At 41.2% G+C, this 25,452-nt stretch carries 17 protein-coding genes; 12 read left to right on the forward strand and 5 right to left on the reverse strand.

The annotated features are described in order from the left end of the window. Window positions 1–3 precede the first annotated feature (3 nt). From clpB to NSTC731_RS10715, 10 genes are all read left to right on the forward strand, one after another. Entirely contained in the window at window positions 4–2,646 is a 2,643-nt protein-coding gene (gene clpB, locus NSTC731_RS10670) for an ATP-dependent chaperone ClpB (RefSeq protein WP_445630775.1), read from the forward strand. Window positions 2,647–3,545: 899 nt separating this feature from the next. Beyond that, on the forward strand, window positions 3,546–8,495 hold the full coding sequence (gene hpsA, locus NSTC731_RS10675) for a hormogonium polysaccharide biosynthesis protein HpsA (protein ID WP_445630776.1): 4,950 nt from the start codon (window positions 3,546–3,548) through the stop codon (window positions 8,493–8,495). 205 nt (window positions 8,496–8,700) lie between these two features. Continuing rightward, window positions 8,701–9,423 carry a hormogonium polysaccharide secretion pseudopilin HpsB gene (gene hpsB / locus NSTC731_RS10680; RefSeq protein WP_445630777.1) on the forward strand — a complete coding sequence of 241 codons (723 nt, stop codon included), beginning with the start codon at window positions 8,701–8,703 and terminating at the stop codon, window positions 9,421–9,423. A 67-nt stretch (window positions 9,424–9,490) separates the two neighbouring features. Further along, window positions 9,491–10,507: a hormogonium polysaccharide secretion pseudopilin HpsC gene (hpsC, locus tag NSTC731_RS10685; RefSeq protein ID WP_445630778.1), complete on the forward strand. Its 1,017-nt coding sequence runs from the start codon at window positions 9,491–9,493 to the stop codon at window positions 10,505–10,507. 38 nt (window positions 10,508–10,545) lie between these two features. After that, window positions 10,546–11,223 (forward strand): prepilin-type N-terminal cleavage/methylation domain-containing protein, encoded by a 678-nt coding sequence (locus tag NSTC731_RS10690; RefSeq protein ID WP_445630779.1) that lies wholly within the window; start codon window positions 10,546–10,548, stop codon window positions 11,221–11,223. 173 nt (window positions 11,224–11,396) lie between these two features. Beyond that, entirely contained in the window at window positions 11,397–12,356 is a 960-nt protein-coding gene (gene hpsE / locus NSTC731_RS10695) for a hormogonium polysaccharide biosynthesis glycosyltransferase HpsE (protein ID WP_445630780.1), read from the forward strand. Between the two features lie 21 nt (window positions 12,357–12,377). Continuing rightward, window positions 12,378–13,379, forward strand: coding sequence for a hormogonium polysaccharide biosynthesis glycosyltransferase HpsE (gene hpsE, locus NSTC731_RS10700; protein WP_445630781.1), 1,002 nt, complete (start codon window positions 12,378–12,380; stop codon window positions 13,377–13,379). Next, complete coding sequence (locus tag NSTC731_RS10705) at window positions 13,372–14,346, forward strand: glycosyltransferase (RefSeq protein ID WP_445630782.1); 975 nt, start codon at window positions 13,372–13,374, stop codon at window positions 14,344–14,346. Before hpsE (NSTC731_RS10700) ends, NSTC731_RS10705 begins: the two co-directional genes overlap by 8 nt. 44 nt (window positions 14,347–14,390) lie before the next feature. Continuing rightward, window positions 14,391–15,041: a pilus assembly FimT family protein gene (locus tag NSTC731_RS10710; protein WP_445630783.1), complete on the forward strand. Its 651-nt coding sequence runs from the start codon at window positions 14,391–14,393 to the stop codon at window positions 15,039–15,041. A gap of 30 nt (window positions 15,042–15,071) precedes the next feature. After that, the gene (locus tag NSTC731_RS10715; RefSeq protein WP_445630784.1) at window positions 15,072–15,725 is read left to right on the forward strand and encodes a TIGR04282 family arsenosugar biosynthesis glycosyltransferase; all 654 of its coding nucleotides are present in this window, start codon (window positions 15,072–15,074) and stop codon (window positions 15,723–15,725) included. A gap of 287 nt (window positions 15,726–16,012) precedes the next feature. Here the strand turns inward: NSTC731_RS10715 and NSTC731_RS10720 are convergent, their stop codons facing one another. Further along, window positions 16,013–16,669, reverse strand: a complete 657-nt coding sequence (locus tag NSTC731_RS10720) for an NAD(P)H-binding protein (protein ID WP_445630785.1) — start codon at window positions 16,667–16,669, stop codon at window positions 16,013–16,015. Window positions 16,670–16,847: 178 nt separating this feature from the next. Here NSTC731_RS10720 and NSTC731_RS10725 point away from each other — a divergent pair, with 178 nt between their 5' ends. Further along, window positions 16,848–17,519 (forward strand): DUF1997 domain-containing protein, encoded by a 672-nt coding sequence (locus tag NSTC731_RS10725; protein WP_445630786.1) that lies wholly within the window; start codon window positions 16,848–16,850, stop codon window positions 17,517–17,519. Window positions 17,520–17,600: 81 nt separating this feature from the next. Here NSTC731_RS10725 and NSTC731_RS10730 read toward each other — a convergent pair whose 3' ends face one another. Further along, window positions 17,601–18,071 carry a DUF4079 domain-containing protein gene (locus NSTC731_RS10730; RefSeq protein WP_099099590.1) on the reverse strand — a complete coding sequence of 157 codons (471 nt, stop codon included), beginning with the start codon at window positions 18,069–18,071 and terminating at the stop codon, window positions 17,601–17,603. Window positions 18,072–18,258: 187 nt separating this feature from the next. Between NSTC731_RS10730 and NSTC731_RS10735 the strand changes: the two genes are divergently transcribed. Then, a complete protein-coding gene (locus tag NSTC731_RS10735) occupies window positions 18,259–19,542 on the forward strand; it encodes an ankyrin repeat domain-containing protein (protein ID WP_445630787.1) in 1,284 nt (427 codons plus the stop codon). 550 nt (window positions 19,543–20,092) lie between these two features. Here NSTC731_RS10735 and NSTC731_RS10740 read toward each other — a convergent pair. The 3 genes from NSTC731_RS10740 to nusB form a co-directional block, all read right to left on the reverse strand. Beyond that, on the reverse strand, window positions 20,093–21,484 hold the full coding sequence (locus NSTC731_RS10740) for a PP2C family protein-serine/threonine phosphatase (RefSeq protein ID WP_445630788.1): 1,392 nt from the start codon (window positions 21,482–21,484) through the stop codon (window positions 20,093–20,095). A gap of 1,357 nt (window positions 21,485–22,841) precedes the next feature. Then, a complete protein-coding gene (ftsY, locus tag NSTC731_RS10745) occupies window positions 22,842–24,503 on the reverse strand; it encodes a signal recognition particle-docking protein FtsY (protein WP_445630789.1) in 1,662 nt (553 codons plus the stop codon). Window positions 24,504–24,757: 254 nt separating this feature from the next. After that, window positions 24,758–25,399 carry a transcription antitermination factor NusB gene (nusB, locus tag NSTC731_RS10750; protein WP_445630790.1) on the reverse strand — a complete coding sequence of 214 codons (642 nt, stop codon included), beginning with the start codon at window positions 25,397–25,399 and terminating at the stop codon, window positions 24,758–24,760. Window positions 25,400–25,452 lie beyond the last annotated feature (53 nt).

The raw sequence follows: 25,452 nt of genomic DNA on the forward strand, positions 1-25,452 counted from the left end.
AAGATGCAACCTACAGATCCAAATAAATTTACTGATAAAGCCTGGGAAGCAATTGTTAAATCTCAGGATATAGTCCGTGCTTATCAACAACAGCAACTAGATGTTGAACATTTAATTATTGCCCTATTAGAAGAACCCACTAGTCTAGCAATACGTATCCTAGCTCGATCTGAGGTCGATCCAATCCGCTTGCAACAGCAGCTAGAAGCCTTTACCCAACGCCAGCCGAAAGTTGGTAAAAGCGATCAGCTTTACCTTAGCCGCAGTTTAGATATTTTACTAGACCGAGCCGAGGAAGCTAGAGCTAGGATGAAAGATTCCTACATTTCTGTGGAACACATACTTTTGGCCTTTGCTGAAGACGATCGCATTGGACGAAAAATACTCAAAGGCTTTAATGCGGATGCACCTAAACTCGAAGCTACGATCAAAACTATTCGCGGTAGCCAAAAAGTCACAGATCAAACCCCAGAATCCCGCTATGACGCCTTACAAAAATTTGGCAGAGATTTGACAGAACAGGCAAAAGCGGGAAAACTCGACCCAGTAATTGGGCGAGATGACGAAATTCGACGGGTAATTCAAGTATTGTCTCGTCGTAGCAAAAATAACCCCGTACTCATTGGCGAACCTGGGGTAGGTAAAACAGCGATCGCCGAAGCATTAGCACAACGGATGGTAAACGGTGATGTTCCAGAATCTCTGAAAAACCGCCAACTCATTTCTTTAGATATCGGTAGTTTAATTGCTGGGGCAAAATTGCGAGGAGAATTTGAAGAACGCCTAAAAGCTGTCCTCAAAGAAGTTACGGAATCTAACGGTCAAATTGTCTTGTTTATTGACGAACTACATACCGTAGTCGGTACAGGTTCTAGCCAACAAGGGGCAATGGATGCCGGAAATTTGCTCAAACCAATGCTGGCGCGGGGAGAATTGCGTTGTATTGGCGCAACTACCCTCGATGAGTTCCGCAAACACATTGAGAAAGATGCTGCCCTAGAACGCCGCTTTCAACAAGTATTTGTCGATCAGCCAAGTGTGGAAAATACTATTTCCATTCTGCGGGGGTTGAAAGAACGCTATGAAGTGCATCACAACGTCAAAATTTCTGATTCGGCGTTGGTAGCAGCAGCAACCTTGTCAGCACGTTATATTAGCGATCGCTTTTTACCAGATAAAGCTATTGACTTAGTAGATGAAGCAGCAGCACAGTTGAAAATGGAGATTACCTCCAAACCAGCTGAATTGGAAACCATCGATCGCCGCCTCATGCAGTTAGAAATGGAAAAGCTGTCATTAGCTGGCGAAGAAAAGGGTACTCCCCAAACGAAAGAACGTTTGCAGCGCATTGAACAAGAAATCGCCAATTTAACGGAAAAACAGCAAATATTTAATGAGCAATGGCAAGGCGAAAAGCAGCTATTGGAGGCGATAAGCGCCTTAAAGAAAGAAGAAGATGCACTGCGAGTGCAAATTGAACAGGCGGAACGCGCCTACGATCTAAATAAAGCTGCCCAACTAAAGTATGGCAAATTGGAGGGAGTGCAGCACGAGCGTGAAGCTAAAGAAACGAGTCTTTTAGAAATTCAAAACCAAGGTTCCACGTTACTCAGAGAACAAGTTACCGAAGCCGATATTGCCGAAATCGTCGCTAAGTGGACAGGAATTCCCGTCAATCGCCTGTTGGAATCGGAACGACAAAAATTACTGCAATTAGAAAGTCATTTGCATCAACGAGTCATTGGGCAAGAAGAGGCTGTAGAAGCAGTAGCAGCCGCAATTCGCCGCGCCCGTGCGGGGATGAAAGATCCCTCTCGTCCCATTGGTTCATTTTTATTCATGGGCCCCACAGGTGTGGGTAAAACCGAACTCGCCCGTGCTTTAGCTCAGTTTCTCTTTGATTCTGATGATGCCTTGGTGCGCTTGGATATGTCTGAGTATATGGAAAAACACTCAGTTTCTCGCTTAGTGGGTGCGCCTCCAGGATATATAGGATATGAAGAAGGCGGTCAACTTTCCGAGGCGATTCGCCGCCGTCCTTATTCAGTGGTGCTGTTGGATGAAGTGGAAAAGGCGCACCCCGATGTGTTCAACATTTTATTGCAGGTGTTGGATGATGGGAGAGTTACTGACTCTCAAGGAAGGACGGTAGATTTTCGTAACACCGTCATTGTGATGACCAGTAACATTGGTAGCGAACATATTTTGGATATATCTGGTGATGATTCCAAGTATGAAACGATGCAAAAGCGGGTAATGGATGCTTTGCGATCGCATTTCCGCCCAGAATTTCTCACCCGCCTTGATGATATCATTCTCTTCCATGCCCTCAGTCGCACTGAAATGAGGCAGATCATCCGCATTCAACTCAAACGGGTAGAAAATCTCTTGCGCGAGCAAAAAATCTTCTTTGAGATATCCCAATCAGCTTGCGATCACCTTGTCGAATCAGGTTATGACCCAGTTTACGGTGCCCGTCCACTCAAACGAGCAATTCAGCGAGAAGTAGAAAACCCCCTCGCCACCAAATTATTGGAAAATACTTTTATCTCTGGAGACACGATTATCATCGACAAAAATGAAAACGGTCTGTCTTTTAGCAAAAAAATGCTGGTGAAGGTATCAGTACCACAAATTGCTACATAGCACCTAGTGTCTCCCCTTCACTCAACGGGACGTACCCAAAAGCTGTAGGGAGAAGACCAAACTGGCTTGGATACACAAACAAAATCTAAGAATAATTGAGGGTTTGAAACCCAGGGATGTGAGTAAACCCCGTATAGTTGCGGTTTCTAACCATCTTTTTAAGATTAATGTAACTGCGTGTTGCATCTATGATGCCTAGTAGCTTCTGCCACAAGGTACTAATTTTATGTGAGTTCGACAAGCCCTCTCCGACACGGAGAGGGGAGCCAAAACCCTAATTTCTCGTTGCTCCTCCCTTGATCCGTGGGAGAGGGAGGTTGTCCGCGAGAGGTTCATTGAACTCACGTTAATTTTGCCTACCTTGTGGCAGAAACTTGCTTGTCTTTAAAGGTGGTAGTAGGATTTACGCCAAGGTGTACTAATGAGTAATTAGTAATTAATCAAAGCAATCTGAACAACAAGATTCCCGACTTTTTAATTAAAGAAGTCGGGAATCTAAGCTGCACATCCGATCATTTTGCCCCTAATTGATATCTTTCCTTTAACAGATGGGTATTATAAGCCTACTCTGCTGACAACATCTTCATAAATTTGTCTTCAAATAAAACACATTTACGCAAATCTACTGTGAACTAATGCTCTTATTATTTATCAGACTTTAACTAAATAATTCTGAAAAAATCAGTATTTACCGGATAAAATGAACCATTCATAAATGATATAACTTTAATAAATTATCTGGCTTTTTATAGCTACTTTAGTTTGGAAGTTAGTAAAGCAAAATGTAATCGTTAGATAAATCTCGTGTCATGTAATGCCTGTAAAAATACTTGATAGGCATGAGTGAGAACTTTGAAAAAATAGAAAATTCGCATAATCCACTCGATTGGGAAGCAGATATGTCTATAAAACGTCGGCTATTCAAGGTAATTCAAAAAACCTTCAGAAAAATTAGCAAGCAGCTTTTATCTGCAATTAATAAGCAAATTATTTGGCTTTTACGAACTATCTCTGGTACTCAAAGAAGACGCGGTTCGGTTAATTCTGGCTTTGTATTGCCAACAGTAGCGATGGTAGTTTTGGTAGTCGTACTGTTAACAACTGCAATTTTATTTCGGTCTTTTGAGCGTTCCAAAAATGCTAGTAATGTCCGCGTGAATGAAGCGACAATGCAAGCCGCTACCCCTGCTTTAGACAGGGCTAAAGCCAAAATAAGTGCACTGTTTGCTGACCCGACTCTACCACGTTCTGTCCCATCAAATCTAACCCTATACAATACCTTAGTTAATAAACTTTCTATCTATACATTTGGTGATGAAACTCCTATAACTCTGGCTTATAACCTTAATAAAAATACTACAATTGAAGCAAGTAGTAGTATGGCTTTAGAAAATCAAGAAAGCATACAAACAGCCTGGAAATTTCCTGCCGATACAGATAATAACGGTAAATTTGATAGCTTTATTCTCTATGGTATCTACTTCCGTACTCCCCCCCAAACTGGTACACTCCGAAGTAGAAGTCCACTAGATGCTAGAACCCCTCCGATGCTACCAGCTAAGGCAGGTGGAGCTTGTGACGTAGCTGGTGATACTAGTGCCAGCTTAGTAGGAAGTTCGGGTTGGTATAAACTACCAACTGGCGAATTGAAAAAAAGCTTTTTCGTATATGCAGTCACGGTTCCCATTAGTGATATTGCTCAAGCTACTTCTCTTGATACAACCAAATATGAGAAGTATCGAGGTAATAAGGGCTTCTCGGCATTAGAAATGCAACAAGATCGTAGTCAAGTTTCTATTACTAATAATGCCGTTGTTTATGAAGATGACTTAGATATTACACCAGGGCCTCGATTCCGTCTCAATGGACGTATCTTTACCAACAGTAACTTATTTACTGCTAAAACTAGTGAAAATATAACTCTATTTCAGGTCAGTAGTAGGTATTCATGTTACTACGAACGAGAAAATAGCAAGATAGTTGTTGGCGGCAATATTGCAACTAGTAGTCCAATCAGTACAAGTAATACAGGTGGAACATACGTAGATTTATTTGTAGAAAATGGTGCGCCTACTACAAATAAAACTTTAGCGCCTACTAATAAAACTACCTCAAATAACTCAAATGACATTGCCTATAACACTCAGGCTTATGCTCAACGCATAGACTTATTAGTAAAGGCACAACTTAACAATGCTGCTACTACAGATCCTCAAGACATCAGAACTAATATAACTAACCGGATTCTAAACGATCCAAGCTTAGATTCCACTAAAGTACGTAAGGAAGAATTAGAAAACTGGTTCCGTAAGCGTACTAGGCGTGTACCATTTAAAGAAGTTCCTTATGGTACTTCTGCTATTATAAAAACTGGCACTACTGATTACGACTATATAACAGATGCAGCAACCTTTATGAAAGGTTCTGTTAATACGCTACGTCCAATGGATGCCTGGATTTATCCAACAGATACCAATACAACACTAACACTAAATACAGCGCAACTACCTACCAGAGATCCAGACGTTGTAGATAATACTCCTGTAATAGAAACAGAATTAGGCGATCGCATCGTAGTAGGCAACAATTTGCCTGAACTTATATGGGACAACACAAAAGGAGACTTTGTAGGAGATGATGAACCTCAAGCCATCACTCCTGCTGTGAAGTGGACAAGTAGCACTACCAAAGATCGAACTCGTACCACTCGCGTCAGACAGTTATCAGATTTAGGGGTAACAGGACGTGATGGTTTTTGGGAAATTTCAGCCGCTTCACCCCGATCTAATCCCCTTGATGTGGTCGGTGGATTGAGGGTGATTACAGGTGCAGGAGTATATACACCTACAGGTTCTGGACTAAGAGCACTCGTCCAACCTACTCTTCCAACACGAGGAGGAAAGCCCGAACTGGTTGACGATCCAAGCACGTCGGGAATCAACGAAAGTTATGGCACTGTAGTCTGGCCTGATACTATGCCTATGGTTGTATCCGATCCGACCGATCCACTGAATGCGAGTAAACAAAAACGTGGTGATTTGGTAATGCGTGCCACGGTAGTGTATCACTACAAGTTTGATTCCTATAGTCCTCAGGCGAGTACACCAGACGATTATCAAACACCCATGGCCTGTGTAAGTAGCTACTACAACCCTACTAATCAGACAACAGCAACTACAAACACCTATAATCCCCTTGATTCGACAACAGCAGCAGCATCTAACAATGGGCTTGTTTATGCTGCTCCCGCTACTGCATCTGATGGTATAACTAGAGGACAAACAGTAGATGCCAATGGTTTTTTTACACCTGCGGCTAATGCTGATGATGTGACTAACACTGGTGTAACTTTGCTAAATCGCTTGAAATATCAAGCTAACTTGGTATTTCCCAATGGTCGCCTTGTGAATCCTCTACTACGGCAAGCACTGGCAAAAGCAACTACCAGTAAACTCACTCTCTCTGAGCAATCAGCAATTGACTCTACTATCTGTGCAATACAGATTGCTGATGGCACTCTGAGTCGGAGTACTACCTACATTCCTGATGGCGCAATCAAAGAAACTGCATTTCTTGATGCCCGACAAATTAAAGCTATAGATAAAGGCGGTACATTAACTGGAAACTACAATTTAGAAGTTGAACAGCGTCAGCCTCTCGAAATTCGTGCCACTACCATAAATTTAGGTCAGCTTCGCACACAAGCAATCGGCGCTGCATCGGATAATGAATATCTATTGCCCAATAGCGGCATTATCTATGCCTCTCGTGATGATGCTCAAAAAGATCGCAGTAACCCAACTAGTGAAAATATCAGCGCTAGTGACTACAATCTCGATCCAGAACGGCGACCTAACGCCATTATGTTGATTAATGGCAGTAACTTGAGTCGCCAAACTAATTACAGAGCAGAAGAAAAAGGCTTAATTTTAGCAACTGAGCTACCAGTGTATGTTAAAGGCGATTTTAATCTGCACACTAAACAAGAATTCAAAACCCCGGATCTTTTACCTGCTCCCAGCGTTGCTACCTACGATACTAAATTTTACACTCGTGCTGCGGCAAATCGCGATCCTGACTTTGCTTGTCGGCCTAGTGACCCTAGACTACCCAATTGCACAACAGGCGAAACTTGGCGACCAGCATCAGTAATTGCCGATGCTGTTACCTTGCTATCTGGTAACTTCCGTGAAGGTTTCCGCAATGAGGGTGATTACGACTTGCGAAATAACCAAGGCAGCGATCCTAACGTCGTACTCAGCCGACTGAAGGTAGGTTTCTGGAATAACAACTTTCTCACTTCATCTAAATTCTTGACTGACTCTGGTGGTGATGCCTACTACACAGGTACTCCCACTTCTACTGACTCAGCAAACAATAACAGTTCTTACGTGAACAACTTCGTCACGCCCATTCAGCGTCGAGGAAGTTTCCCAGAGTATGTAATGGAGATGTGCTTCAAGATACCAGTTTCAGAGTGTCAACCGGGTGACTGGTATGTGGGTTTAGATAGTGATAGTAATACAGGCAATGCTTTAGATAAAGACACAGAAATCCTCAAAAGGTCTAGTGAAGTAGTAGGTGTAACCGATCTTACCAGACTCTTAGCTGGTACAACTGCGCGATCGCCAAGGGCTGGTTTTGAAGGATTTGCTCGTAGGGTTGCGTTCAAACGCAAATATAATGTAGCAACGACTAATGCTGATTTTGCGAAGCTTGTTGATATTAGTAATAATGCCATAAATTATACTAGTGCTACTCCCATTCCACTAGGTATTAAATTAGGTATAGTAGCAGAATTGCCGCTAATTATCACAGGCAGTGGAGCAAGTGCAGTAGTCAGCCCACTTAGTATACCTGACTTAAATTCTAATGCTCTATGGTTTGCAACCACAATAAATACTTCTACTAGCCCACCACCGTCCCCCATAAACGAGATCAAATACAACAATACTAATCGTGTATTCTACAGATACCCCAAACTACCGGCTTCTGGTTCGCTTAGGGATTTTCCTGGAGCCACAGACGCGTCACTATTCAACCCTGCTTCACCCGCCAGAGATGCGTCATACCAGCCGCTATTTGAACCTGTATTGCAATTACAGGTAACAACCGCAGCACCATCTGATACTCAAAATTACGCCTCTTTAGCAGGATCATCTAGTGTCGTTAAAAACACTAGATGGTTGTCTCAGGCAAGTGCAACCAATTTTAATCTAGTAGTTGCGGGTGGTGATACTCCGGCTCGTGTGAGTTCAAGTACCTACGAAATCAATGGGGGTTTGCATAACTTTGTGCGCTTCTTAGAAAACTGGGATGGCATTGATGCCAATATCAACGGTTCATTCATCCAATTTAAACGCAGTATCTATGCTACTGCACCATTCCAAGCTCTTGTTAGACCAGGACCAACAACTCCTGCTGCAACCACTTCTGACCCTAATAATACTGATGCTGCTAGCCTTGCCAAGAATAACAGTATCTTTTTCAGAGTTCTGTATTCTGATAGACCTGGTTACACATCAGATAGTACTTACATTACTAATCCTAGTGGTGAAGCGCCTTATTATATGCCTCCTAATCGTAACTGGGGTTTTGATGTGGCGTTATTGGCGCAAAACCCCGACTTGTTTGCCCAGCGCTTTGTAACTCCAGCAGCAGATCCCCCGAATGAATACTTCAGAGAAGTAGGTCGCGATGACCTTTGGGTGAAAACTTTGTTGTGTGGTGTACAAACTCAAACATCGGATGGGTTTGATACTGCGGACACTACTTACTTTGGCAGTGGTTTTAAATTTGCACTACCAGCAACTGAACGTCCTACTAACTGCCAACTCCAACCATCCTAAAGTGTTTGAATGAGAGTTTTGACAGCACTTTTTGGGTGAATAAACCACGTTAACAGACCTAACCCCCTAGCCCCCTTCCCTAATAGGGAAAGGGGAAAATTCAAAGCCTCTCCTCTACAAGGGGAGAGGAATGGAAGTGAGGTTACGAATATATTACACCCGATCGCAAATTACTTTAAAACATAGCCTTATTAAGAAATCGAGTATGAACCCACGCCAACTACAAGAATTATCTGCTCAGTCCAACGATTCTGGTTTTACGATCATTGAGTCGCTTGTGGCAATCCTCGTAGTTGCCATTTTGCTAGTAGCGATCGCACCTGTCTTAGTAATGTCAACAGCAACTCGCGTGCAAGCTAAACGAGTCGAATTGGCAACAGGAGCGGCTAAAGCCTTCATTGATGCTATTAAGTCTAAAACAATCTCAGAAGATCAAGTATCAAATACTACTTCACTTAGTGCTGCAACTGCTGCTGCACCTAGAACAGTATCTAGCTCAACTACCAGTGGCGACTATTTAATTAGTAGTGCGGCTGTTCCCGCAGACGCAACTAGTTTGTATTGCTTTCACAATGATGGCAAAATAAATCTACCAAGCGACTGTACAACCTACAAAACAACCAGTCCAGTTCAGTTTTACATCCAGGCTTTTGGCAATGCAGTTGGAACTATCAGCACAAGTAGCGCTCAAATTGATAGCGGTCAAAGCTATCGTTTGGGAGTTCGGGTATACCGTTCAGATGCCTTCATCGGTACTGGTAGCTTGAAAAAAAGTAGTGATAGCAATGGAAAAACAGCAGCAACATTCACCGGGGGACTAGGCGATCGCAAAGCACCCCTAGTAGAAATGACAACTGAAATTGTTAGGGGTCAAAGCTCCTATAACGCTTTATGCGATCGCCTTGGTGGTTGTCAACCTCCACCATAAAATTAACCCGATAAACATAAATAATTTCATGACTCAGTATTAGTCACAAAGGAGAATCTGTAGCAAAATGAATATATTGAGGTGGCTGTTAAGTACTCAGCTAAAACCCTCTCACAAGCAAAATAAAAATAGTGGTTTTACCCTGATTGAATTATTGGTGGCTATGCTGATTGCATTTTTAGTAATTACGCCGTTACTAAGTTTTATGATTAGTATTTTAAACACTGATGGTCAGGAACAAGCCAAAGCAAACTCTGAGCAAGAAATTAAAGCTGCACTAGATTATATTACTCGCGATCTCCAACAAGCAATATATATATATGATGCTACTGGAATTGCTTGTCTAAGCGGTACTGTTGATGCTAGTACCGATAACACTTGCCCAAATGCAGGTACAACTGGGAATCAACTACCTAACGGAACAGATAAAGTTCCTGTGCTTGTCTTTTGGAAACGAGAGTTACTTAGTCAAAAAATTACAATTACAAGTACTCAAAAAGATGATACTTTTGTTTACTCATTAGTTGCCTACTATTTAATTAAAGATACTAATACTACTTGGTCTAACGCTGCACGCATCGCTAGATGGGAAATTAAAGATGGCGTTCCAAATACTGCTGCTACAGAGACTTGCGCTGGATTTGCTGCAACCGACAAATATCTCCCATGTCCAGATAAAGGTTTTAAACCATTTGACTTGTCACAAAAAGGCATAACATTACAAGCAAAAATGAATAGTTGGGCAGGAGGAGGGAGTTACGATCAAGTTCCTGTGGTGTTGGTTGATTTTATAGATCAAACAACAACAGCACAGGAAACCCCAACAGCTACAGCAACAGTGACTTGTTCTACTGGCTTTAGTCAAGTTCCAGCAGTCGCAAACCTTGCTAGAAGAGGCTTTTATGCTTGTGTAGATTCAGTTAGCGCAGATAATAGGAGTGCTGCGGAAGTTTATTTAAGAGGTAATGCACAAGCTCGTTTAATACAAGATGAAACTAAAGCACGTTACGCACAGAGTAAATCTAGTTATTTTCCGAGTGCAAACATTAAGGTTCAAGGAAGTAGCTTTATCTTTACCAAATAGCTTCTATCTTTGACAAAGATTACTAAAAGCAGGATAGTATGGCAAATATTCTTAGTTTCAGACTATTAAATTATTTCCAGTCGCACAGTCGAAAAACAAAGCTAAAGCAGCAATATTTAGCAAATAGACCCTCTACTAATGGCTACAAGCAACAAGATGCTGGATTTAGTCTTATAGAGTTAATAGTAGTACTGCTGCTAGTAGGAATTTTAGCAGCGATCGCAGCTCCTGGTTGGGCTGCCTTTGTAAATCGGCAACGGATAAATAAGTTTAACGACGCCGTTTTCGCCGCACTTCAAGAAGCACAGCGCGAAGCTAAAAACAAAAAACTTAGCTACAGTGTCAGTTTTCGGAAAAATAGCACAACCCAAGAGGTTGCTATTTATCGTACCGATATTGGAATCAGCACATGGAAGCCTTTAGGAACGGATGTAGGGGTTAGCTCTGATAAATTTTTGCTAGGTACAAATCTAAATAGCACTACTGAAAACACTGCCGATTCTACTGTATCCTATTCTTTAAATGCATCAGCAAAAATTACTTTTGACTATATGGGAACTTTACCCAATGCAAGCCTTGGAACATCTGGGTTACAAATAGTGGTAGCTGTACCAAGCTCTGCAAATCCTACATCGCCTAGTAGCGTAAAGCGATGTGTCATTGTGAAAACTCTCTTAGGCTCAATGGTGACAGCAAAAGATAATAATTGCAGTTAAGTAATTTAAATACCAAGATTTGTTTAAAAATACGTAATATTGCTGAACATAAAACTGCACGTTGATAGCAAAATTGAAACATCATGTGCAGTTTTAATATTTGATAGAGTTATTTAAGAGCCATTGCCTGAACATAATAAAAAGCGTCATCATCAAAATATACTTTTCGGAAAATGACTGAGAACCTTGACTTTACTGTAGCTATCCCAACTTATAACGGTGAAAGTCGTTTGCCTGAACTACTAGAACGACTAAAAAACCAACTTCACACCGAAAATTTATCTTGGGAAATTATAGTTGTAGACAATAACAGCACTGATAATACAGCTAAAGTTGTTCAAACCTATCAAAAAGATTGGCGATGTCCTTATCCTTTAAAGTATTGCTTTGAAGCAAAACAAGGCGCAGCTTATGCTCGAAAAAAGGCAGTTGCAGAAGCTAAAGGGAAATTCATAGGTTTTCTAGATGATGACAACTACCCGGTATCAAATTGGGTAGTCGCAGCTTATGCTTTTGGTGAAAAATATCCTAAAGCTGGAGCTTATGGCAGCCAAATTCATCCAGACTGGGAAGTAGAACCACCGGAAAACTTTAAGCGAATTGCTCCATTCTTAGCAATTACAGAGCGGGGAAATCTACCGCTATTATATGAAGCATCTAAAAAATTACTACCTCCTTCTGCCGGACTTGTTGTCCGTAAACAAGCATGGTTAGAAAGTGTACCAGATAAGTCGATTTTAACTGGTAGAGTTAAAGGCAATATGCTTACCAGTGAAGATTTAGAAATGTTGTCTTACATCCAAAAATCAGGATGGGAAATCTGGTACAACCCAGAAATGGAAATATCACACAAAATACCAAAATTGCGTTTGCAAAAAGATTATTTGATTCCATTTTTTCGAGGAATTGGACTTAGCCGTTGTGTAACGAGAATGGTAAATATTAAACAAATATATAGACCATTTGCTCTTTTATCTTATATGCTAAATGACTTACGTAAAATTACGTTGCACTTACTAAAATATCGAACTCATCTAAAAGATGATTTGGTAGCTGCTTGCGAAATGGAACTTTTTTTAAGTAGTTTCATTAGTCCTTTTTATCTTTGGAAAAATGGATACTTTAAAAAATAAATTATTAAAACATTAGACATTATGACTGAATTAACAGATGAAAATTTAGATATTAGCGTAGCCATTCCTGCATACAATGGGGCAACCCGTTTACCTAAAATTTTGGATAAGCTATTAACCCAGACAGGAGTAGAGCAACTTAACTGGGAAATTATTATTGTGGATAATAATAGTTCTGATAATACATTTGAAATTATTCAGAATTACCAAAAAATATATAATGGAAACTGTCATTTAAGATATTTTTTAGAAACCGAACAGGGAGCAGCTTTTGCGAGATTGCGAGCAGTACGTGAAGCTAAAGGGCAGTTAATCGCATTTTTAGATGATGATAATCTACCTGCACCTGATTGGTTATCAGAAGCATATACCTTTGGATTAGAGCATCCTCAAGCAGGTGCTTGGAGTGGACAGATTCATGGTGATTTTGAAGTAAATCCACCAGAAAATTTTGAAAGAATTCAAGCTTTTTTAGCTATCAGAGAACATGGTTCAAATCCATATTTATTTGACGCAGATAATTTAAGACTTCCTCCTGGTGCGGCACTTGTTGTTCGGAAACAGGTATGGTGTGAAAATGTACCACAGCGACCTAATTTAAGTGGGAAGCTGCCTGGTATTTTGGTACAGGGTGATGACTATGAACCATTGCTTTATATACATTATGCAGGCTGGCAGATTTGGTATAATCCTGCCATGCATACTTATCATCAAATACCACGCTGGCGACTTGAGAAAGATTATCTCTTAACTCTGGCACGCGGTTGTGGCTTGTGTATTTTCCAGTTAAGCTTGATAAATACTAAAAATTGGCAAAAACCAATAGTATTTATAAGAACTATTTTAGGGAATTTACGCCGAGTATTAAAGCACCGTATTCACTATAGAGGGGAATTGAAAAGTAATTTAATTGCACTTTTTGAAATGGAATTTTACTTGGCTAGCATGATAAGTCCTTTTTATTACTTAAAATCTAATTTACGCAAAGGATTAAAGAATAAATTAGCCATAGAAAATGATTAACTATAGTCAACATTTGCCGAAAACTTCTGTAATTATCCCCGCTTATAATAGTGAGGATACTATTCATTACACAATTAAATCTGTTTTAAATCAAACTTGGAGCGATCTAGAATTAATTGTAATTAATGATGGTTCAGAAGACTCAACTTTAGATGTTGTTACACAAATTAAAGATCCTCGAATAAAAATATTTTCTTATACCAATGCTGGTGGAAACGTTAGTCGTAACCGAGGTCTACAGCTTGCAGTTGGAGAATTTGTTAGTTTCTTAGATGCGGACGATCTTTGGACACCTGATAAGCTTCAGTCTCAGTTAAAGGCACTGCAAGAAAACGCTACTGCCACAGTTGCTTACAGTTGGACTGATTATATCGATGAAAATGGGGAAATAGTACTCTCTGGTACACACGTTACAGCCAATGGAGACGTTTATGAAAAGTTATTGTTGACAAACTTTTTAGAGAATGGCTCTAATCCTTTGATTCGTAGAGAAGCTTTAATCAAATTAGGTGGATTTGATGAATCTCTAAGTGCTGCTCAAGATTGGGATATGTGGTTGCGATTAGCTTGTCAGTTTGATTTTGTATGCGTACCATCTGTACAAATATTGTACAGAATAAGTGCTAATTCCGTTTCTTCTAATCTTATAAGACAAGAAAAAGCTTGCTTACAAGTGCTTGAGAAAGCATATAAGGAAAGACCTTTAGCACTTAAGAGTACTTGGAATCTAAGTCTGACAAATTTATATAAATACCTGACATGCAAAGCCCTACAAAAACCGTTTAATCGACAAAAAGCTTTAACTGCGGCTAAATTTTTATGGAATTATATTCTGAATAATTCTTCAAGACTTCAACGGATAAATTTTACTTTAAAATTGTTATTAAAAATTTTCATAATCATTTTAATGCCTACGTTGCTTGACAATATTACTAACCAGCGGGAAGTAAAAAGCGAAACAAACTGAAAATCGTTTAACAGCTAGGTAGCTGAAAAACTCTCAGAATAAAAATGGATAGCCTGGTGCATCTAGCGTCTTTAGTTTATGCAAAAAGTCTCTTGAAGAATAATCATTCTAACAGTGGTTTTACCTTACCAGAGATTTTAGTAGTTATTGTATTAATTGGTATCTTAGCTACGATCGGAATATCCAATTGGCTGGCTTTTGTGGAGACTCGTCGTCTCAACACTACTCAAAATGAGGTTTATTATGCTATGCGCCAAGCGCAAAGCCAAGCCACTAAAGATAAATTAACCAGGCAAACCAGTTTTCGCATACAAAATGGTGTCGTGCAATGGGCAGTTCATCAAGCAGAGGCAGGACAATTCATTCCTGATACTGTTAAAAACAATGGCAACCTATGGCATAATCTTGAGCCAAACATTCGCATTGATGAAGAGGAAAACAATAAAGGAAAAAAAGAGACAACTTTACTAAAACACCCTTCACAGCAAATGTGGCGAGTTTTATTTAACTATCACGGTTGTCCTATCTCTGAAGTTGGAAATCAGTGTACTGTAGGCGGATTAGGACAGATAACCTTCTACAGCTTGAATGGTGGTAAAGCTAGACGTTGTGTCTATGTTTCTACCATTTTGGGGGCTATGCGGACGGGAAAAGATCATGCTAGAGCCAACGAAAACGACAAGTATTGCTATTAAGATATTTTTAGTTGTTAAACAAGGTATTGTGTGCTGAACTTACCAGCAAGCCCAAAACAGCACCTGATTATTTTCACTCGCTATCCAGAACCAGGTAAAACAAAAACCCGATTGATACCTGCTTTGGGAAATGTTGGTGCTGCCAATCTTCAACGCAAGATGACAGAACATACAATATTTCAGGTTCAAGAATTGCAAAAAGCCATTGACATATCTGTAGAAGTGCGTTTTGCAGGTGGCGATTCGCAACTTATGCAAGATTGGCTGGGGTTGGATTTGATTTACCAGTCTCAAGGTGAAGGGGATCTAGGTTTGCGGATGGCGCGATCGCTTTTTGATGCTTTTCAATCTGGTGCAGAAAAAGTAATTATCATTGGTACAGATTGTCCTGGAGTGAATGCCCAGATTTTAGCAACAGCCTTTGACAAGTTACACGCCTTTGACCTCGTACTTGGCCCTGCGATCGATGGTGGATATTACTTAATTGGTTTGCGCCAATTCATCCCGGAGCTATTCGTTAACATTGAGTGGGGAACTGCTCAAGTATTCCAGAAAACCGTGGATATTGCCCAGAAACTTAATTTATCATACGTGGACTTGTTGCCCTTAGCTGATGTTGACCGACCGGAGGATCTGCCAATTTGGGAACAAGCCCTTGCAGAGGAGATGGAGCGATCGCTTTAAGGAGCAAAATCAAGGGGCGAATTGAAAAAGTGTGTAGGTAGAGCCATAGGAATCACTAGACTTCTTGGCATTTGTCGGGAAAAGGGGAAGGCGGGGTCCCAAGAAGGGGATAAGGGGCGGGGAGAAAGGGTAAAGGTTTTGTACCGTCCCCTTCCGCTTTAACCTTTTTCTTTTTCCCAACTCTTGCAAAAAACACTTTTGCAAGAGGTCTACTTTTCCATAAAGATGTGAACCGACGATCTTGGGATGAAAATTAAGAGACAGAAGCAATAAAATCCTGTGAAATATCAGCACTGCTGAAATAACTCCTTAAAGCTTTTTGAGGCTGCTTCAGGTTTGGCAATAATTTCGACAATTTTATTGCGTGCATCTGCTTCAAACAGCGCCTCAACAGCAACTTGGGCAACTTTCTGTCTGGGGATACTACCATCAAACAGCGTATCTGCACTCTGCATCACGATGCGATCGGAGTTGTCTTCATTCTTCAATCCACCAGGCCGGACAATCGTATAAGTAAGACCACTTTTCTGAATATACTCTTCAGCTTGTTTTTTCCACAACAAAATTAACCAAAACAAGTTCAGCGGATGGAAAAGCCGGGAAGTACATAAAGAAGAAACTAAGATGAGATGCTCAATTCCCTTTGCCTTAGCAACATCTACTAAATTTTTAGTCCCTTCAAAATCTACTTTATAGGGGCCAGTGGGGTCAAAGCTAGGTTTTGCCCCAGTCGCAATCAATAGAACTGTGCTATCTCCCAACGCAGCAGTTAAAGTTTCTGGTTGTAACACATCGCCTACGACTAATTCGGCTTCAGGAGACAGAATACCCCTAGCTTTCTCTATATCCCGCACCAAGGCTCGGACGGGAATATTCCGTGCGATCAATTCTTGCACAATCCGGCGACCTGTTTCACCTGTTGCCCCTGCTACAAATGCTTTCATGATAAATGCTATCCTGGGAAACTATTGTGTGCTTGTTCAGTTCTTTATTTTAGTAATTCTATGGAGTTACTCGCAGATTAATGAGGTTTCGGTCAAAATGGGATCTGAATGCGAAATGACCCAGGTGTGTGGGGAATCATTAATATAGACCAACGCCAAAATATAGAGTAATGCATTTATGCTGTCAAGAAAAGGCGAATATAAATCCTGGGAAATAACAGAAGCTGTTTTACCTGTAGTGTCTACTCAAGAAGCCGAGGACACATTAACAGAACCAAATGTAGCGACGCTGACAAAATTTTACGGTCGTTATCAAGATTTTATGGAAATGGCTGCCCCAGTAGAGAAGGTTGCTGAGTATCTCAATGCTCACGCCTCATGGTTTTCGCGCTGCGCTGAACCCATGAAGGTACAATCACTTGGGGAAAATGGCTATGCTTTAACAATTGGTCGTTTTGGTTCTTTTGGTTATGAAGTAGAACCAAAAATAGGTTTGGAATTGTTGCCTCCAGAGGAGGGTATTTACCGCATCCGTACAATTCCCATTCCTGACTACCAACCGCCTGGTTATGACGTAGATTATCGGGCATCTCTAGAGTTAAAAGAAACCGATGTTTCCACTAGCATTGATAAGGTTACAAGAGTTGAATGGGAATTGGATTTGATCGTTTATCTTCACTTTCCCCGGTTTATTCAGCGATTACCCAAGTCTATAATTCAATCTACAGGCGATCGCTTACTTAATCAAATTGTCCGCCAAGTCTCCCGCCGCTTAACTCGCAAAGTTCAGGAAGATTTTCATAAATCTTTGGGAATACCGTTTCCTGCTAATTTTAAGCAAAAGTGTTGATAGGGATTTTTAAAAAATCAATAATTCTAAATTATTTGTACGTTTGTAGGGTAGCACAGCTGTGCTACCCTACAAGGCTAACTATGCTTGAGTGAGAATTTTTTGGACAATTTGCACGCCAGTAACAGCCTGCCAAGCAAAAAGTCCCAAAAGGGTGAAATTTATTAAAATATGAGTTGCACGCGCCCAATTTGCCCCTTTTTGCATATAAGGGGACAAGGCAGCAGAAAATGCAATCAAACCTGTCATACCCAGTCCTGCTAGTAGGTGAGGCCCGACAAATAACTTTTGGTTATTAATGTAAGTGACAGCCATCCCTCCGATCGCACCTGCTACCATCAAAGCTAGGAGTATAGACCCGATTTGGTAATGTCTGACGTTATATCTACCTTTAATCAATTCTTTTTTTTCTTCCCCCTGAGCATTTCTAGTACGCTGCAATTGCAGTCCTAAATAGGCAGCATAAATTGAGAGTACTAATAGCGCCCACATGAGCACCGGATGGAAGAAGTTTAGCCAATATTTCACCGACGTAGAAAGTTCCAGACTCATCGTGTTCTCGCCTAATAATTAAATCTTCATAAAAATTAGCATAACTCTATTTTCTGTGCTTAAATTTGCACAAATTAAAAGAGACTCCCCCGACTATTTTCCTTTACCCTCTTGCCAAAGTGGATAAACAATCTCAGACTAAATTTTGAGGGTAGACGAACAAAACCCCCTGTGTGGGATCTCATCCATGACTGAAAACAACGATACTTTGCTGCTCAAAGCTGCTAAAAGTGGTGATATTAAGGGTCTGTGTACGCTATTGGCTGCTGGTGCAAGGGTGGACGCGTGCGATCGCCAAGGTACCACGGCGTTAATGTTTGCCGCCAATTTAGGTTACACCGAAATTGTGCGATCGCTGCTTGATGCCGGGGCAAATATCAACTTGCCCAGAAAACTCTATGGTTTGACGGCTTTGATGTTGGCGGCTAGTGCCAAACAGCTTGACATTTTGCAACTTTTATTATCTAAAGGTGCAGATGTCAATGCCACTAATGAAGATGGCAGTACAGCATTAATGGCAGCAGTCCTCAAAGGTTATATTGATGTAGTGCGAGTTTTATTGGCTGCTGGTGCCCAAGTTAATATTGCTGATAAAGATAATGATACGGCGTTGAAACTTGCCGTTAAGCAGGGAAAAATAGAAGTTTTACAAGCAATTCTCCAAACTGGTGTCGATGTCAATATCCCAGATGAGGAGGGTGAGACACTTTTAATGCTAGCGGCAGATTTGAGACATCTGGAGATTGTGGAAGCACTGCTAGCAGCAGGGGCTGATGTGAATGTGAAAAACGCTGATGGTGGAACCGCCCTATCGGCAGCAGCAGCGGCTGGACAGAGTGCGATCGTAGCAGCTTTACTAGATGGAGGTGCCGAGATTAATCTTCAAGATCGAGATGGTGAAACTGCCTTACACCTTGCCGTTGTGGAAGGCTACATTGATGTCGTGCAAATCTTACTTAACAAGGGTGCAGATGTCCAAATTAGCAACCACCTGGGCGATACACCACTGCTTGTAGCATCATTGCAGGGACATAGCCAAATTGTCGAGGCACTGGTACGTTCTGGCGGAGATATAAATGGGAAAAGTCTTGGTGAAGTACCTTTGACGTTGGCTGCATCACAAGGACACACCCAAACGGTGCAAGTGTTGTTAGATTATGGTGCTGATGTGAATATTCCAGGGGATGATGGCAAAACTGCTTTGATCAAGGCAACCGAACGCCAACACAAAGAGATCGTACATTTGCTGCTAGCAAAGGGGGCAGATGTGAATTTTCAAGACTCAGCAAGGGCCACATCATTGATGTGGGCTGCTTCAGCAGGTTATGGTGAAATTGTGCAGTTATTACTCCAAGCTGGGGCAGATGTGAATTTGAAAAACCGGGGCGGTTATACTGCTTTGATGATTGCAGAATTTAATGGTTATAAAAATGTGGTGCGGAGTCTACAAAAAGCTGGGGCGCAAGAATAGCAATCTCAATTCTTCATCTAAAAATATTTTCAGAAATATCTTGACAAATCATTAAAGGAAGTTTAAAAAAACCAAATCTGGGACGAAGAAACTAAGAAAGCAAAACTCCGTCGTAGCTGTTGTGAACTTGCTACGGCGGAGAAAGGAAAAATTAAAACGCCAAAAGGGAGCAGACCAAATGCTTGCGTCACAAGGATATAAAGAAAGCAAAAATGAAGAAGTAAATTTACCTTTTACTTTTTACCTTGTACATTTTACCTTTTACCTGCTCTCCCCCTTGGCGTTTCCTACTGTGCTAGATGTGCAAAATATATAGTTTTTAATTGAACAGAAAAGTATTCTAAGGATCATTTTTTATGTATTATCCTAAAGGCTAAATACAAACAAGTTATCAAAAAAGGTTGATGTGCAACCATTTGGGCGATCGCTACGAAAATTAAAAGAAAAATAAATAAAAAATTAAATTTAGTGTAATCACTGTGGTAAATCCTCTCTCACCATAAACGCAAGCATTGATCAATGGACTCGATCGAGTATAAATAGCCAATGATTATAAGATTTGCAGAACAACTAGTGTCATATCATCAGTGTTTTGTTTATCAGCACCGATGAATTGCTGAACTTGGTCAAATAGGTAATCTACAATCTCCTCTGGCCCATTGCAGTATTTACAAGCAGTATTGAAGCCAGTAACAAAATTATCTTCATCGAAGCGATCGCCACCAGCAGCAGCGGCATCAGTTAAGCCATCTGTATAGTAAATAATTGTATCTCCAGGCTCTAACTGTGCCTGGGCATCTTCATATTGGCTGTTAGCATCCAAACCGATTAACATTCCCAAAGTATCTAAACGGGTGACAGTTTTTGTCGCTGCGTGCCACCACAAGGGAGGATTATGTGCCGCATTGCTGTAAGACAGAATTCGGCTGTGAGGGTTATATTCTGAGTAAAATAGCGTTACAAAGCGATGGGAATTTTCCAAATCCGCATACATAACTCTATTTAAGTTTTGTAGAATTCCGGCTGGGGAATTACCATGTAGCACTTCTCCCCGTAGCATTCCCCGCATCATCGTCATAATCAGCCCAGCGGGGACACCTTTGCCCATGACATCTCCAATAACCAAACCCCAGCGACTAGTTTCGCTGCCACCTTTGATCTTGGGCTGAATCTTATTATGATTGGTAGCAATAAAGTCGTAGTAGTCTCCGCCGACGCGATTGGCAGGTTTACAGCGTGCAGCCAGAACTGCACCTGGAATTGTAGGGCATTGACGTGGTAGAAGTCGCCGTTGAATTTCTGCGCCAATTTCTAGTTCTTGGTCTAGGCGTTCTTTTTTTCTTAGTTCTACAGCTAGTTCATCATTTTCGATCGCTACTGCTGTTTGGTCTGCCACTAACCTAACTAACTTTTGCCTGGTTTCTGTCCAACTATATTCTGGATCGCGGCTCAAGACATAGAGCCATCCCCGTTCTGTATGCTTTACCAGAATCGCCGTACCAAAGATTTGCACATCTGGCCCCAAATAACGATGCATCTGGTCATCTAAAATCCCCGTGGCATTCGCTAGGGGGGCAGTATTGGGTAAAAGCGTGATTTGACTACTGGCTATTTCTAGCGCTTTGCGGATATTCTTGCGCTGGCCACTATCTTGCCAATGTAACTGTTCTAACCTGACTTGACCATTAGGTTTGTAGAGAAACAGGGCGCTACCGTCTGCATCTGTCACTCTTGTTGCCATCAGCGGAATCAGTTCTAAAAACTGATTCAAATTATTGAAACTTCTCAGGGCAAATCCTAAAGAACTTAGCAAATCTTGAATTTTGTTCTGTTCCCGGTGCAACCTTGCCACGAGTTCTTTGAGTGCCACGACTGGTGTGACATCCGTCGCGGCACTACTACTATTATCAGTGGGTTGAGAGGGCAGTTGAGACACAGGCACGGGTATTATTGCACTTTATATTGGCAGATTTTAGATTATTTATAAATCTTTTGGCTTTGGCATTGCTAAACCATATTTAGACAAGACTTGCCATTTTAGCAAGAGTATAAAGACGTAACAGGCAAAATTTATAAGTATTTTATTTGCTTATTGTATTTTTGATGAACTATTAGGAATTTCAAATCATGTATTTTTAGTCCAAATTCTACCCGTAAAAATTACTAGTTTTGCTGATATATTAGAAAGTTTTTCATTTTTTCATAACTTAATTACCAAAGCATATCTCTAAAGTTAGAAAAATACTTTATTCAAAGAATAATTTCTAACGCTCTCAGAGGTACTGTTTGGGCAGAAGCAACTAGAACACTAGTAGTTTTTTGAGTAAAAACCTCTATAAGCGCTCAAATCGAGCTTGATTTGCTCAAAAACAGAACTACACTCGTTCCCAAACCTGAGAATATGTTAATAAGTTTTCAAATACTTAATTTGTATACCATAAATGCTTGGATAATCGCCAAGATTGAGCTTTTCCATTTTTAATTTCTCGTTTTGTGAATTTTGAGTTGCTGAATACGCAAAATTTAAATCCATCAAAACTGGATAAAAGTGAAGTAACTCTACCTTCTTAGTCAGAGGTAACAGAGTTAAACCATTAGCCTGTAATTTATTCTAGGGGTGAGTCATTTGGTAAGTGTAAGATATGAATAGAAGAGATGACACTAAAAATAGAAGAAATATCTTCTAAGAACTTTAAGTCAAAAGTCAGAAAGAGTCTTTTCAGTTAACCATCAGAGTTTCAACCTTTCGATAGACGTTGCACGAGTAAGTCGCCATAGCCAACAGCAAACACCTACGGAGGAATAAACCTCCCGCAGCGCTGAAATCACTCGCGCTAGTTCCCCAACGTACTGCTCACCATTGGGACTGCTGTATCCCACAATAGAGCTGTATTTGTGGGGATGAGCGTCTCGATTGCCTTTTCAATTGCTGCAAGATGAAAATCTAGGGGATTTTGTATGTCGCAACTAAATACCGTGCTGCTACATTTAAAAAGCCCATTTCAGACCTCAAAAAGGGCATTAGCTAGAAATTTTAGCAAAAGTCACCTATTTATTGTGACAAATTCATAATTTTAGGACTTGAACTGTTTCTAGTTAGTTCAAGTGATAATACCAGATCGGTCATCCCTAAATTTATCAGTTTTAAGACTTACGCAAAAATAACTAAAAAGCTTAATTTATTGAACCTCCTTCTCTGTCAGAGACTGACGCCAACGCGCAGTGTCTCCCAGAGAATAATACAATATTGCGTAAGTCCTAAGTTTGGTAAGAAAAATTTTTAACTCGAAATTTTTCAATTAACCACTCAAAAGAGCTTCGACAAACTCATAGCTCGAAAAGGGGCGTAGGTCTTCAATTCCTTCGCCAGCACCAATAAAGCGAATGGGTAAACCTAGCTGCTGTACAACGGCAAGGGCAACGCCGCCTTTAGCAGTGCCATCTAGCTTGGTTAAGACAACACCACTGAGTTGGGCAGCTTGGGAAAAAACTTCAGCTTGCCGCAGTCCATTTTGACCTAAAGTTGCATCTAGAACCAAAAGAGATTCTACTTTGGCATCTGGGGCTTTTTTGTCGATAATTCGCCGGATTTTACCGAGTTCGTCCATTAAATTTTTTTTGTTTTGCAGTCGCCCAGCTGTATCTACCAGAAGTAATTCGGTTTGACGCGCTTGGGCGGCTGCGATCGCATCAAATACAACTGCTGCCGGATCTGTATTTTTTCCCGGATTGGCAATTACATCCACGCCACTTCTACTACCCCAAACCTTTACTTGTTCCACAGCGGCGGCGCGGAAGGTGTCTGCTGCGCCAATCAAGCATTTATAGCCAGATTTTTGTCCCAGATGGGCGATTTTGCCAATAGTTGTAGTTTTACCAGCACCATTCACCCCAGTAATTAACCAAATATTTAAGGTTTCTTTTTCTGGGGTAAAGGTAGTTTTTTGTGATGTTTTGCTTGGTGCATCCAGCATATCCCGGAGGATTTTTTTCAGGAAAGCGATCGCTTCTTCGGGTGCGGTAACTTCTTCTCGCAGTTTTGTCTGTAGGGCATTGATAATAAAGTCTGTCGCCTCTACACCAACATCAGCTTGTAAAAGCAATGCCTCAATTTCTGTCACAGCAGCAGAGTTTAACGGCCCTTGACCAACGATCGCCTTCAGTTGGTTAAGAATACTACGGCGAGTTTTGTCTAACCCTTGCCGGAGCTTTTTCAGCCAGGTAATTTCTTCAATAGAAACGTCTTCTGCACTTCTACCTTGAGCTGCTAGAACTTTCGCTGACCAGACAAATCCATCATCAAATACCAATCCAGGAATTTCCTCTTTTGTTTCTGAGGTTGTCGCTACTGACTGTACTACCTCCGGTTCTGGAACTTCAATGGCGGTGGCTATTAGTTGTTCTAGCTTGGCTTGCCGTTCTGCCGCCGCCCGTTCTAGAAAGGATAAGTTAGCTGGTGCTGTTGGCTGTGTTGCCTCTGGCGTAGCCAGTGGTTCGGTGGGTGTTGGTTCAACTTCGCTTGCCGTGAGTTCTGGGCTGGAAACATCTGGCTGTTCAGCAATTGCTGCCACTGAAGAATCTTCTTTAATTTCTTCCTCACTAGCAGCTTGGATAACTTCTGGCTGTGCTGTTTCTAGGGTTGTATTAGTAGCTTCTGGTTCGGTTATTTCCGCAGTTACCGTTTCTGCGGTTTCAGATTGTATTGATGGTGCTAAGGTATCTGCTGAATCGGGTGGGGTTTCTACTACCTCGACTTGCTGTTTTTGCTGAATATTTTTGTAGGCAGCTTTTGCAAATGCCAATAAGTCTGCCGTTGTGTCTGGTGTAGTTTCAGCAGTTGGTGTTGAGGTTTCGGCTGGCTCTGGTTGGGGTTCTTTTGCAGGAGGAGTTTCTTCCTGTTTCTTATCAGAGGGAGTGTTAGAGGAATCGTTATGTTGACGACGGAACCAATTAAAAACCATTGCAGCAGTATTAGTTATATGAGTTATTAAGTTATAAATTATGAGTTTAATTTAACTTTGTACTTTTTCTTGGGGTGAAAACTTCCGGGTTATCCTCACCTTTCAACGCCAGTTGAAACAAAATCGTTATAATAAGAGGTTTCTTCTGTTTGCGCAGCATCTCCCTTTGGAAGAGGTTCCGCTTGGAGGAAGCCGCACAAGGGCTACAGACTTTTTTCTACGGCAGTAAAGAAATTATGAATTCCGCGGCAGTACTACGCAGTTTTTTTCTGCTCAGTGACTCGGCGCAAAACACCATTAATAAACCGATGACCATCGTCTCCACTGTAGCGTTTGGCTAGCTCCACAGCTTCGTTGATGGCGATACTGTCTGGAACTCCTAAGAACTTCATTTCTGCCACGGCGATTTGCAAGATATCGCGGTCAATTTGGGCGAGGCGAGTTACTTGCCAATCTACTAAGGCAGCAGAAATGAGTTCATCTATAATGTGTCGATTTTCGTTGACGGTGATTACAAGCTCTTTAGCGTAATTCCGAACTCCCTTGTCCTGATTCGCTAATTGAATCAATACTGGGAAATCAACTGCTGTACCCAACTGATTGATTGCTGTCTGGGTGCAGGCGATCGCTTCTTGAAGCATTGTTCTGGCAGTATTGAGGTCGGAGGCCCGAGTTTGGCTGCTTAAGAGGCGATCGTTACTGCGTTGCAGCTCACCTGCGGCATTATCGAGGGTATCTTGTACTTCTGAGGTCAGAGTGCGTACTGCTCCTAGCACCAACTTGGATACTAGTTGGTCGTCTTCCAATTTCTCTAATTTCTTTGGGTTGACTGGCAATTGGCTAAGGCTTAAAAGCGCCAATTCACGAGCAATTTGCTGGGGTTTACGAGGTTGCATAAAACTGAGGGGTGATTGTGCAAGAACTGAATTAACTAGGCAAGACAAACTTA

This window comes from Nostoc sp. DSM 114167 (assembly GCF_052692655.1).